The organism is Mucilaginibacter myungsuensis (genome assembly GCF_015222005.1).
In the GTDB taxonomy this organism is placed as follows: Bacteria; Bacteroidota; Bacteroidia; order Sphingobacteriales; family Sphingobacteriaceae; genus Mucilaginibacter; species Mucilaginibacter myungsuensis.
The window spans coordinates 107,920-120,399 of record NZ_JADFFL010000003.1 but is presented as its reverse complement, the minus strand read 5'-3'; the positions used below and the strand labels follow the sequence as shown (position 1 = coordinate 120,399).

Genomic DNA, 12,480 nt, shown 5'->3' with positions numbered 1-12,480 from the left:
AGGCAAATAGTTTGTTTTTGAACCAAGATCCCAAATAGAATTGGGTTTGCGGTTAGATTTAAAGAAAGAAAATGGATCTCGTACTTAAAGAGAAACACGGTTTTAGTTACGTTGACGAAGGCGAAGGCGAGGTGCTATTGTTGCTGCACGGTTTAATGGGAGCATTAAGTAACTGGCAGGACGTGGTCAATGAATTTAAAGGCGAATACCGGGTCATCATCCCAATGCTGCCTATTTATGATCTGCCGCTGCTAACTACAGGCGTTAAAACGCTGTCGAAATTTGTACACAAGTTTGTAAAGAAGCTCGAGCTTCAGGATGTGATCCTATTGGGTAATTCGCTGGGTGGGCACGTAGGCTTGATCTATACTTTATCCCATCAGGAATATGTGAAAGCGCTGGTATTGACCGGTAGTTCGGGCCTGTATGAGAACGCTTTCGGCGGATCTTTCCCAAGGCGGGAGAGCTATGACTTTGTGAAGGAGAAAGTAGCTTTCACTTTTTATGATCCAGAAGTGGCAACTAAAGATCTGGTTGACGACGTATATGCTACTATAAATGATCGTAATAAGGTGATCCGGATCTTAGCTATGGCTAAGTCGGCCATTAGGCATAACATGTCTAAAGATGTGCACAAGATAACCGTACCTACCGCGTTAATATGGGGTAGGGATGATAAGATCACGCCGCCGGATGTTGCGGTAGAATTTAACCAGCTGATCCCTAATTCGGAGTTGCACTGGATAGATAAATGTGGGCACGCTGCCATGATGGAACGCCCTAAAGAATTCAACGCGCTGTTGAGACCTTTTTTAGAGAAACTTAAAAAATAACGATATGCTTGCTATCGACCTGGTAACCGACTCTATTTTACCCCTGCACACATCTGATACCATCAGGAAAGCGCAGGACCGTATGGCAGAGTTCCGTGTCCGCCATTTGCCGATAGTGAACGAGCAGCAATTTTTAGGTCTACTGGCAGATACCGATCTGATCAGCGAACCCGATGACCAAACGCACATCGGCGCTTTGGGCCTCTCCCTCATCAATCCATATGTGTTAGAGCATCAGCATATTTATGATGTGATGCGCTTGTTTTACGAGCAGCAGCTGACCGTGGTGCCGGTGCTGAATGCAACGCGCGACTATCTGGGGATGATATCCGTGAACACCATGACGGAGTATTTCGCTACGCTCGTTTCGTCTACCGATCCAGGCGGCATTATTGTGTTGGAGATAGCTAACCGCGATAATTCGCTGGCGCACATGGCCCAGATCGTAGAATCGGATAACGCGCAAGTGTTGAGTTCGTACATCCGCAGCTTCCCCGATTCCACCCGTTTAGAAGTTACGCTGAAGGTGAACAAGCTGGATATATCAAGCATTGTGGCTACGTTCTTACGTTACGGATACGATGTAAAGGCTACCTTTAATCATACTGATCCTGATGACGGTACGCGCGACCGTTACGACTCTTTAATGAATTACCTTAATATTTAATACCGCTGATGAGGATAGCGATATACGGCAGGCAGTTCAACGATTCGGCATTGCCGTTCATACAGCAGGTTTTTGATAGTCTGTCACAACATGGGGTGGATATCTATGTCCATCATCTGTTAGAGGGCCATTTAGAAGGGCGGATAGTAACCGCTCATTATAACGTACTACAAGAAACGACCCCGCTTAAAGGTTTTATCGACCTATTTGTTACCATTGGCGGCGACGGTACTTTGCTGGACATGGTGACGCTGATCCGCGATAGCGGTGTGCCGGTCATCGGTATCAACTTTGGTCGTTTGGGCTTTTTGGCCAGTGTAAATAAAAATGATATAGCCGCGGCTATTTATGCAGTGGTGAACAAGCAGTATACGCTCGATAGTCGTGCCTTGCTCAGGATAGAATCGGACGGAAAGATATTTGGCGACGATAATTTTGCTGTTAACGATATCACCATCCACAAGCGCGACGACGCGGCCATGATCACCATCCATGCCTATTTAAATGGCGAGATCTTGAACTCATACTGGGGCGATGGTATCATCATATCTACCCCGACGGGATCAACGGCTTACTCATTAAGTTGCGGCGGACCGATCATGTTCCCGCAAGCCAATAGTTTTTCCATTACTCCTATCGCCCCACATAACCTGAACGTGCGGCCGGTGGTACTGCCCGACGATAGCGTGCTGACCTTTAAAGTTGAACTGCGCAGTTCTAACTATCTCGTAAGCTGCGATTCGCGCACGGCGGTTATTAACGATACCATCGAGTTTAAGATCTACAAGGCAGATTTTGAGTTGAATTTGGTGCGCCTGAACAATGAAAGCTATTTAACTACGTTAAGGAACAAGCTATTGTGGGGCATCGATGTCCGCAATTACTAAGTGAGGTTAAAGGGAGAAGGTCAGAGGCGAAAGGTTAAAGGTAAAAGGTGCATGGGAGCAAAAGGTCTACTCATTAATGTCGTATCTAAAACGAAGTCGTCGACGGCTTGTCGTTACCTGCTTTTTACTTTTTACTTATTAATTTTCACTTCAAGCGTAAACGCCCAAACCTGGGAGGGAGGCTTTTCGGCAGGCGGGGCGGGGTACATTGGCGAAATGAACCAGACCCATCCGCTAAAACCAAGCGGCTTAGCGGGTGGCATTTTTGTACAGCGTAACTTCACGCCACATTTATCAGCCAAGTTGAATTTTGCCCTGGCCGAGATCAGTGGGGCGGATAGTTTATCCAACAACGAGCAATCGCGCCAACGTAACCTGAGTTTCCGCACGCCTTTAAATGAGCTGACCTTGCAACTGGACGTGAACTTTATGAGATATACCCCGGGCGCAGCTTTTAACCATTTTTCGCCCTACATCTTTTTTGGTGCCGGTATAGCCAACTTTAAACCGACCACAACTTATCAAGGCGCTGAATACAACTTGCGCGACTATACCACCGAAGGTGTCGCCTACAAAGCATCCACGCTGGTGATCCCCTACGGTGTGGGTCTAAAATATAACTTCTCCAGTTCGTGGAATATCATGGCCAATCTGGGCTATCGCTACGTAAAGTCCGACTATTTGGACGACGTAAGCACGGTTTACCGTAACCGTATTGGCCTATCGCCGTTAGAGTCGGCCTTGTCAGATCGCTCGGGCGAGCGTACCGGCAGCTACATTGGCGTGCCCGGCAGCATGCGTGGGGATAATACCCGCAACGATATCTATATGTTCGTCGGGTTTTCGGTATCCTTTACTTTTTTGACTGCTAATTGTTATTATTAGGCATAGTTGCCAAATAGAACAGTGTCATCCTAAGGAACGAAGGACCTTCACCATTACGCATATCGGCATGTATGGCCCGCATTGCATTGTAGCGAAGGCTCTTCGTTGATACCCTAAATATGTTATCGAAATGCATTAAATTTTCGCTTCCCCGCTCGAGCGGGGTCAGGGGTGTGTCCTTTAGTTGCAAGGTTTGCGAAAGGACACACCCCTATGAAAGGTCTTGCTCAATGTTCGTTCAGTGCTTCCCCGCTCAAGCGCTATCGTGTGGACACATCTTTTTTTGCCCTGTAAGGGCTATCTGTTTGTAGAAAAAATTGACAAAAGGTAATGCGCCGGACGTGCTACCCTTCTAAAATATGCATATGGGACGTGCAATTGGAATAAGGGTAGCCTCTACGAGGCATTTTCAAACTGGTTTTACACTGCTACAAACAGGTAGTCCCGCTGGGACAAGGAAATTTTCTCATCTAAAATGATGTGTCCACACGATAGGCTCAAGCGGGGAAACGTAGGCTTGTCATTTCACCTTCAAGGTTTCTGAGAGCGGAAAACTCTGTATGACAGGTTAATTGGTCCTGCTTTCCTATATGCTCAATTATTGGTGAAAGCAATTATATCAGTTGTTTAATTAAATAATTAGTTTATTCACTAATTATTTAGTTTGATCATAATAAGCCGTATATTAGTATCGTTAAGTAGATAATTAACCGGGGTGATGATCAACCCATCGCCAACCATTATTGACCTTTAAACTTCACTGTCATGGCCGAATTGAACCAAGCCCCCGCTAACAGCGCCGGCAGCAACCGCAAAAAACACAGTACTCGTGCAGATCTTACCGCTATGGTGGATCTGGCTTTCCTATTGGTCACTTTCTTTATGCTGACCACTACGCTGAGCAAACCAAGATCAATGGACATGACCATGCCCGACGATGGACCGGACCGTATGAGTTTGCGGGCATCGCAAACGGTGACGCTTTGTCTGGGTAAAGATGATCAGCTGGTCTTCTATCGCGGCGAAGTTGATAAGCCGATAGATGCGCCATCTGTTGTTGGGTACGATAGGGAAGGCCTGCGCCGCACCTTGCTGACCACTGCCGCCAAGATCAAACAAGAGACCGGTAAAGACATGATCGTAGTGATCAAACCGAGCGAAAAATCGCTATACCATAACCTGGTCAACACCATTGATGAATTAAATATCACCCGCACCAACCGCTACGCCGTAGTCGATATATCGCCGCAGGATATCGACCTGCTTAAGGCCAAAAACCTTTTCTAAGTTCAGTTCAGTTTGATCAAAACGCCGTCCGCCGCCCGGCACAGGCGCGGATGGCAATTGGTCTTAGCTTCTAAAACGTTGTCACCCTGAGCATAGTCGAAGGGTGGAGCGCAGAGGCCTGCCCACCACGGTTCGACTATGCTCACCATGACACCCCGTTAGGTTTAAATACCGCCCTGAACATCTTTCCCACACCTTGTTAATTAATGTTAATTTTCTTTTAGGCCATATAATAAATAAATTGAAACTTAGTTTTACCTTTGTCCCCTGAAATTTTGGGCCGCATTGGCCTAAATATCAGTTAAAACCCCTGATATTGCTTAAACGAGTTACGGGGACAACATTAACAAAAGTGTCATTAAAATTAGTTGGTCCGGCAAATATGATCCCGGCATGGAGTCGTCAGTAGCATGGGATACAAAGATCAGATAGACTTATCAAGATTACCTAAGCACGTTGCCATAATTATGGATGGTAACGGCCGCTGGGCAAAAAGCAAAGGCAAATTACGGGTATTCGGTCATCACAATGGTGTGGTATCGGTTAGCGATGTGGTAGAAGGTGCCGGCGAATTGGGTGTTAAATACCTTACGTTATACACTTTCAGCGCCGAGAACTGGAACCGCCCTACCTTAGAGGTGAACGCCATTATGGAACTGTTGGTAAGCACCATTAATAAAGAGATCAAAAAGCTGATGAACAATAACGTTCGGTTAAAAGCCATTGGCGATCTGGAGATGCTGCCCAAAAAGTGCTACAAAGAACTTACCGGCGCTATCGAAAAAACATCGGGTAATACCGGCCTGACGTTGGTGCTGGCCCTGAGCTATGGTTCGCGCCGCGAGATCGTGCACGCTACCAAAAGCATTGCCGCCAAAGTATTGGCCGGCGAGTTGAAAGTAGAGGACATTAACGACGACGTTTTTGGCAATAACTTATACACCGCTGATATACCCGATCCCGAACTATTGATCCGCACCAGTGGCGAATACCGCATCAGCAACTATTTGCTTTGGCAGATCGCTTATGCCGAACTATACTTTACTTCAAAATTGTGGCCCGATTTCCGCCGCGAGGATCTCTACGAAGCGATCTTAGATTACCAGCAACGCGAACGCCGTTTCGGCAAAACCAGCGAGCAGGTTAACTAATTTTACTTTTAACACTTTTTAACAACTGTAAAAACTATTTTTAGCCATCAAAATATTCGGATGAATAAATACATTTTCGCAATTCTTTTTTCGGTGCTAAGCGCAGCTGCCATGGCTCAGATACCGGGTGCAACCACCCGCTTTAACAATGGCATGCAGCAGCAGCAGCAGCTTCCTTCAGATAGTTTAAGTTACCTTAATCCAAAGCAATACATTATTGGCGATGTTACCGTTAGCGGCGCTAAGTATCTTGATAAAGAAGTACTCATCCAGATATCAAAATTAATTAAAGGCGATATGATCATGCTGCCGGGCGAGGCATCGGGCAAGGTGATCAAGGATCTTTGGGATCAGGGCCTTTTTGAGGATGTTAAACTTAATGTCACCAAGATCAGCTTAGATACCGTTTATCTGGAGATAGCCATACAAGAGCGCCCGCGCCTTTCGCGCCTGCATCTTGTTGGCATTAAAAAAGGGGAGATAGAGGATATCCAGAAAAAGCTGAACGATAAAACAGGTAAGATCGTTAACCAGAACTTATACAACACGGTAACCGCCATCATTAAAAAGCACTTTGCCGAAAAAGGTTTCCTGAACACCACGGTAACCATCACCCAAAAGCCGGATCCCGGAGACGCCAATAACATGATATTGGATGTAGCTGTTGATAAAAAGCAAAAGGTGAAGATCAATAGCGTTATTTTTGAGGGTAACCAGGTATTTAGTAACGCCAAGTTGAAAAAGTATCTGAAAGATACCCGTGAGCGTAAGTTCTACAACGTGTTCGGTTCTAAAAAATTCAAGCAGGATAAGTTTGAAGAAGATAAGCAGAACCTGCTGGATAAAATGCAGGCAGCCGGTTATCGCGATGCGCAGATCCTGTCCGACTCGGTTTGGGCGCACGACGAAAAGACCGTAAACGTAAAGATCAAATTATTCGAAGGCCGTAAATACTACTTCGGCGATATCAAATTCTCGGGTAACGCGCGTTATACCAGCGCCGATCTGGCCAAGATCCTGCGTATAAAAAAAGGCAGCGTATTTAGCGAAGAGGAGTTGAACAAACGCCTGAGCGGCCCGACCCAAAACAGCGACGACGTTAGCTCGCTTTACCTTGACGATGGATACCTGACCTACACCGCCGACCCGGTACAGACCCGAATCTATAACGATACCATCGATATCGATATCCGGATGTATGAGGGCCCGCAATACACCATCAACCGCGTGATATTAAAAGGTAATGATGTTACTAATGATAAGGTAGTACGTCGCGAACTTTCGACCAAACCTGGACAGAAATTCTCTAAATCGGCCATTGTGAGGAGTACCCGCGAGATATCGCAATTGGGCAACTTCGACGAGACCAAGATAGAGCCAAAACCGATCAACATCAATCAACAGGATGGTACAGTAGATATCCTTTACAGCGTGGTTGAGAAACCATCTGACCAGATCGAGCTTTCGGGTGGTTTTGGTGGTAACCAATTGGTGGGTACCTTGGGTTTAACGTTCAATAATTTCTCGTTAAAAAATATATTTAATCCCAAGGCTTACAAGCCACTGCCAAAAGGCGATGGTCAGAAGTTAAGCTTGCGTGGACAGGCCAACGGTAAGAACTACCAAAACTACTCGTTCACTTTCTCTGAGCCATGGTTGGGCGGTAAAAAGCCGATCTACTTTGCTTTGAGCGCATACACACAGTTAAGTTCGACAGGGTATTTTTATGATAAGAGCAGCCCGTACTACAACTACCTGCGTATTAACGGTGTGGGTGTAACTTTGGGTAAGCGTTTACGTTTCCCGGATAACTATTTCCAACTGAACTACTCATTGAACTTCGACCACTACAAACTGGATAACTTTAGCGGTTACCTGTTCAGCAACGGTACATCTTATAACATCAAATTAACGCAGGAGTTAAGCCGTAACTCGTTAGACCAGCCTATCTTCCCTACACAGGGGTCTAACTTAAGGTTCGCGGTACAGGTTACACCGCCATACTCGTTATTTAATAATACCAACTATAAAATAGCTACCCCTGCCGAGCGTTATAAGTTTGTGGAGTACCACAAATGGAAATTTGATGCGCAATGGTTCACCCGTATAGCGGGCAAGCTGGTGCTGATGTCGCAAACCCGTTTTGGTTTCCTGGGTTCATATAACAACGCGGTAGGCCAATCACCATTCGAGCGCTTTAAGCTGGGTGGCGACGGTATGCAAAGCTTCCAGTTCCTGCAAGGGTCAGAGATAATTGGTATGCGTGGTTACCGCAACTTCTCTATCGTACCGGTAGGGTCTAATTACGATGCTAACACCAACCCGGGTAGCCCGGTGTACAGCAAATACACCATGGAGTTGCGTTACCCGGTAATGACAGGCCAATCGGCAACGATATTTTTACTGAGCTTTGCCGAGGGTGGTAACACCTGGAATAGCTTTAACCAGTACAATCCGTTCCAGGTTAGGCGTTCGGTAGGTGCGGGTGTACGTATCTTTTTACCTATATTTGGCTTGCTTGGTTTGGATTATGGTTACGGTTTCGACAAGATCCCGGGTATACCTGACGCGAGTGGTGGCCAGTTCCACTTCTCGATATCGCAAAGCATGACCGGCGGATTTAATTAATAATTTTGATGACAGGTGATATGAAAAAGGTAATTTTAACTCTCGCTTTAACGTTAAGCGCTTTTGGTGCGGCCATGGCACAGCGTATAGCTTTTGCCGATTCGGAATATATCCTGAAACATATACCCGAATATGCTTCAGCACAAAAGCAATTAAGCGTGCAGTCTGAGCAATGGCAAAAAGAGGTGGATGGCAAGTTTGCCGAGATAGACCGCTTGTACAAAGCCTACCAGGCCGACCAGGTGCTGATGACCGCCGAAATGAAAAAACGCCGCGAGGCCGAGATCGTTGATAAAGAGAAGGCAGCTAAAGACTTTCAGCGCCAAAAATTTGGCCCCGATGGCGAGTTGGCCCAGCGCAGCACTATTTTGGTTAAGCCGATACAGGAGCGCGTTGCCAAAGCGATACAGCGTGTAGCCGAAACAGAGAGCTACGACTTTATTTTTGATAAGAACAGCGAACTGATAATGTTATACGCTAATCCACGTTATGATAAAAGTGGTTTAGTGATAACGCAACTGGGCCTTAAACCCGGCGTATTTGCCAAGTAATTACGATAATAACAGCATATATTTAAAACAAAGAACAAGTAGAACACCAAAATGAAAAAACTATTGAAAAGCGCTTTAGCAGCTGCATTTGTATTGATGATGACGGGCTTTGCTAACGCACAAACTAAAATTGGTCATGTCAACTTCCAGCAGTTGGTTATGGGCGACCCTCAATTTAAAGGTATACAGGCCAATATTGATGCTTACCAAAAAGACTTTATCACCAAGCAGCAAGAGATGCAAACAGAGTTGCAGACCAAAGGCACGGATTACGAAGCAAAAAGGAAAGATATGACCGATGCTGCTCGTCTGAAAGCCGAAACCGAATTAAACCAGATCAATAACAACCTGCAAGCATTTACTAAAGACGCGCAAGAAAGAGTTACTGCAAAGTCTAACGAGTTGTACAAACCACTTGTTGATAAAATGAGGGCAGCTATTGCTCAGATCGCTAAAGAAAAAGGTTACGCTTACGTGATCGACTCTTCACAGACCGAACTTTTGGTGTCCCCGGAAGCAGATGACCTGATGGCATCAGTTAAAGCTAAAGTTGCCGGTGGTGTTGCTCCTGCGGCTGTTGCAGCTCCAAAGAAATAAGTCAGGGTATCTTAAAATATCTAACCAAAAGCGCCCTATATCGGGCGCTTTTTTTAGTTTTACAGCATGTCGGCAAAGCATCCTATAGGTATATTCGATTCGGGCTACGGCGGGTTGACCGTCTTCCGTTCTATATTAGAGCGCTTGCCCGGTTATGACTATATCTACTTTGGCGACAACGCCCGTGCCCCTTACGGCAACCGGTCGTTCCAAACCATTCATCAATACACCTGGGAGTGCGTGCAGTGGATGTTTGCCCGTGGATGTCCGCTGGTGATATTAGCCTGCAACACCGCATCGGCCAAGGCTCTGCGCACCATCCAGCAACGAGACCTGCTGAACGACCCCGACCAAACCAAGCGCGTTTTAGGCGTTATACGCCCCACTGCCGAGGTAATAGGCAACTACAGCCAAACCGGAGAGATAGGCGTGTTAGGCACCGTTGGAACGGTCAGATCAGGCTCGTACCCGATAGAGATCGAACATTTCTTCCCCGACCTTAAAGTTCATCAACAAGCCTGCCCACTATGGGTGCCATTGATCGAGAACGGTGAGTACGATAAACCCGGCGCAGAGTATTTTGTAAAGCTATATTTGGATCAGGTAATGGCCAACTCGGCTGATATTGATACGTTGTTGCTGGCCTGTACGCATTACCCGTTGCTGCAGGATCAGATCGTATCTCAATTATCACCCAACATTAAGGTGGTTGCCCAAGGCGATATTGTGGCCGATAGTTTGGTGGATTATCTTAACCGTCACCCCGAGATGGAGACTAAGTTAAGTAAAGGCGATACCCAACGCTTTTATACCACTACAGATGATACTGACGATTTTGATCATCATGCGTCGTTGTTCTTTAGAGCGGAGGTAAGGTCGGAATATGTGTCGATGAAGTAATCTCTTTATCATTAAACCACTAAAGGACACAAAGAATTCCCTGCCGAGTAGCACAAACTACACAAAGGCTTTATTGAGTTATAAGAGCGTTGTTTCCTTTGTGAAAACCTTTGTGGCTAATAAAGACCAGTCCTATTTAGATTAATTCAAAATACTATTTGGATTAATTATAAACAAATTCGATATTTGTATCGATAATAGTGATGACCGTAACAGCAACTCTCCCACAAGTTTCAGAAGTATTTGCAACCAAACATGGTTGTGTACAACAGGACGATGCACAGCGCCGTTGGCTGGTTGAATTTGCAGGTCGTACGGCCAGCTTTGATCACCGCAACTTGATGAAGCTGCGCAAGGCTGTTTACGCTATCGATATTGAACAACGCCTGTTAGAAGGTGCCCACGGCCCCGATGTCGAGATCATTTTTATCTGCGCTTCAGAACACTGCTATGTACTTAGTTTGCTACAGGTGATCGCCATAAAGGACTTGCTGGAAGGCGCATTTGTGATGTTGGAACTTAACCAGATCATTCACAACCGCCTGTATCGCGCTTACGCTTAGTATATTTAGACTCATTTCATATTGTACTTACTTTCTTGTTTATTGATTCTTTGCATCACTTTTGCATAAGAAATAGTGAGACATTACGCTCGACTATATAATTCAATAATAATATGAAAGATCTTCTTCGTATCAAGTCACTTATATCGACCGAAATTGAGAGCCTTTTAAACCAACAGGTTAAAAAAGAAGCACACTCATCTTCTATATATTTATCAATGGCATCGTGGTGTAACCGTAATGGTTATGATTATTCTTCCGAATACTTTTTTAAACAAGCTGAAGAGGAAAGACAACACCAACTGAAGTTTTACAAATACATCCTCGATATGGGCGGCAACGCTATCTCGCCGGATGTGACCGACATTAAACAAGAGTACAACTCTTTCCGCGAGGTCTTTGAGGAGGCTTTGGATCAGGAGATCAGCGTGACCCGCTCGATCAGCAATATCTACGCGCGTTGTTTGTCAACTCAAGATTTTGTTACCATGGAATTCCTGAACTGGTTCTTGAAAGAGCAACGCGAAGAGGAATACAAAGCACGTCGCGCTTTGGAATTGTTCGAGGTGATCGGCGAAGAAGGTACTGGCCGCTGGCAGATAGACAAGCACGTAGGCGGTATCAAATACGACTCGGAAGCTTAAGCCACTATTCTTTAGCGGTCAATTTTTCTAAAGCCCCTAACAGGTCTTTAGTTCGATATTCTTTCAGCCAGGCATTGCCTGGCTGAATTGTACATACCGGGGCATAGTCGCAGCGGTCGGTACATTCTGTCCTGATCAATTCAATATCCTTGCCGCCCGGCAAGTGTTTAACAAAGGACTTAGCCATTTTATACGCGTCTTTCCCGCCGCGTTTAGCGCATTTGCTGCCGGTACATAGGTAAACGGTATAGTCTGGTATAGTGAATTTGCCCATGGCGTTTTTATCTGGATATCAAAGGTAGATAAAAAACGCAAGCAAGGCTTTACTGTTTTATCAGTTGATAAACTTCCTGCATGTACAGTGCCTCGTCCATGGCGTCGTTAAAATTCACCCATTCGTCCATCGTGAAGGCAAAGTTGATATCTCGGTTTGGCGTACACAAGATCAGGCGTTCCTCGCCGTCGGGGAATGAGTAGGAGCGTTCGGCTTGGTCCAACTCGGCAGTGAAATCTTTAAAGGCTTTAAATTGCGGGGGCGAGAAACAAAGCAGCAGGTTATCGTGCCAGATATTGATGATGTTACATTCCTTACACTGACTAATGATGGTCTTTCCTTTAAAACTTAAGGTGTGGGTATCGCACATAGGGCCGAGGTATTAAGCGGTTCTGTTGGTGCCTGCGCCGCCCGTGTGGATAACCAAACCACACGAGCAAGCAGATCTTGGGGTATATCATGCCGTCAAAAAAATGGAACAAACAACTAAAGAGGCAGATGCATGATATGCTGACAAAGAACGTTCTTATTTAGAATAAATCCAAATAAAAATAAGGAAATTTTATTTTGCACTTGATAAGGGTGATGTTGGCGGGAGATTAACCACAAATGG

At 45.6% G+C, this 12,480-nt stretch carries 15 protein-coding genes; 12 read left to right on the top strand and 3 right to left on the bottom strand.

The features are described from left to right. Positions 1-71: 71 nt before the first annotated feature. The 5 genes from IRJ16_RS08065 to IRJ16_RS08045 all read left to right on the top strand — a co-directional run bounded on the left by IRJ16_RS08065 (position 72) and on the right by IRJ16_RS08045 (position 4,559). Positions 72-833, top strand: a complete 762-nt coding sequence (locus tag IRJ16_RS08065) for an alpha/beta fold hydrolase (protein ID WP_194111047.1) — start codon at positions 72-74, stop codon at positions 831-833. Positions 834-837: 4 nt separating this feature from the next. Next, positions 838-1,500, top strand: a complete 663-nt coding sequence (locus IRJ16_RS08060; RefSeq protein WP_194111046.1) for a CBS domain-containing protein — start codon at positions 838-840, stop codon at positions 1,498-1,500. Positions 1,501-1,508: 8 nt separating this feature from the next. Next, entirely contained in the window at positions 1,509-2,387 is an 879-nt protein-coding gene (locus tag IRJ16_RS08055; RefSeq protein ID WP_194111045.1) for an NAD kinase, read from the top strand. Positions 2,388-2,438: 51 nt separating this feature from the next. Next, positions 2,439-3,272 carry a type IX secretion system protein PorG gene (porG, locus tag IRJ16_RS08050; protein WP_194111044.1) on the top strand — a complete coding sequence of 278 codons (834 nt, stop codon included), beginning with the start codon at positions 2,439-2,441 and terminating at the stop codon, positions 3,270-3,272. A 765-nt stretch (positions 3,273-4,037) separates the two neighbouring features. Beyond that, the gene (locus IRJ16_RS08045; RefSeq protein WP_194111043.1) at positions 4,038-4,559 is read left to right on the top strand and encodes an ExbD/TolR family protein; all 522 of its coding nucleotides are present in this window, start codon (positions 4,038-4,040) and stop codon (positions 4,557-4,559) included. Positions 4,560-4,561: 2 nt separating this feature from the next. Here IRJ16_RS08045 and IRJ16_RS08040 read toward each other — a convergent pair whose 3' ends face one another. Further along, positions 4,562-4,708, bottom strand: coding sequence for a hypothetical protein (locus tag IRJ16_RS08040; protein ID WP_194111042.1), 147 nt, complete (start codon positions 4,706-4,708; stop codon positions 4,562-4,564). A gap of 261 nt (positions 4,709-4,969) precedes the next feature. Here IRJ16_RS08040 and IRJ16_RS08035 point away from each other — a divergent pair, with 261 nt between their 5' ends. From IRJ16_RS08035 to IRJ16_RS08005, 7 genes are all read left to right on the top strand, one after another. Next, positions 4,970-5,710 carry an isoprenyl transferase gene (locus IRJ16_RS08035; protein WP_194111041.1) on the top strand — a complete coding sequence of 247 codons (741 nt, stop codon included), beginning with the start codon at positions 4,970-4,972 and terminating at the stop codon, positions 5,708-5,710. Positions 5,711-5,770: 60 nt separating this feature from the next. Further along, positions 5,771-8,338: an outer membrane protein assembly factor BamA gene (bamA, locus tag IRJ16_RS08030; RefSeq protein WP_194111040.1), complete on the top strand. Its 2,568-nt coding sequence runs from the start codon at positions 5,771-5,773 to the stop codon at positions 8,336-8,338. Between the two features lie 20 nt (positions 8,339-8,358). After that, positions 8,359-8,889, top strand: coding sequence for an OmpH family outer membrane protein (locus IRJ16_RS08025; RefSeq protein ID WP_194111039.1), 531 nt, complete (start codon positions 8,359-8,361; stop codon positions 8,887-8,889). A 51-nt stretch (positions 8,890-8,940) separates the two neighbouring features. Further along, positions 8,941-9,486 (top strand): OmpH family outer membrane protein, encoded by a 546-nt coding sequence (locus tag IRJ16_RS08020; RefSeq protein WP_194111038.1) that lies wholly within the window; start codon positions 8,941-8,943, stop codon positions 9,484-9,486. Between the two features lie 66 nt (positions 9,487-9,552). Continuing rightward, entirely contained in the window at positions 9,553-10,386 is an 834-nt protein-coding gene (gene murI, locus IRJ16_RS08015) for a glutamate racemase (protein WP_194111037.1), read from the top strand. A gap of 203 nt (positions 10,387-10,589) precedes the next feature. Beyond that, positions 10,590-10,949, top strand: a complete 360-nt coding sequence (locus IRJ16_RS08010) for a hypothetical protein (protein ID WP_194111036.1) — start codon at positions 10,590-10,592, stop codon at positions 10,947-10,949. 113 nt (positions 10,950-11,062) lie between these two features. Beyond that, on the top strand, positions 11,063-11,593 hold the full coding sequence (locus tag IRJ16_RS08005) for a ferritin (protein WP_194111035.1): 531 nt from the start codon (positions 11,063-11,065) through the stop codon (positions 11,591-11,593). A gap of 4 nt (positions 11,594-11,597) precedes the next feature. Here IRJ16_RS08005 and IRJ16_RS08000 read toward each other — a convergent pair whose 3' ends face one another. Then, positions 11,598-11,867, bottom strand: coding sequence for a (2Fe-2S) ferredoxin domain-containing protein (locus IRJ16_RS08000; RefSeq protein WP_194111034.1), 270 nt, complete (start codon positions 11,865-11,867; stop codon positions 11,598-11,600). Between the two features lie 49 nt (positions 11,868-11,916). Then, positions 11,917-12,237 (bottom strand): DUF6686 family protein, encoded by a 321-nt coding sequence (locus IRJ16_RS07995; protein ID WP_194111033.1) that lies wholly within the window; start codon positions 12,235-12,237, stop codon positions 11,917-11,919. Positions 12,238-12,480: the final 243 nt, after the last annotated feature.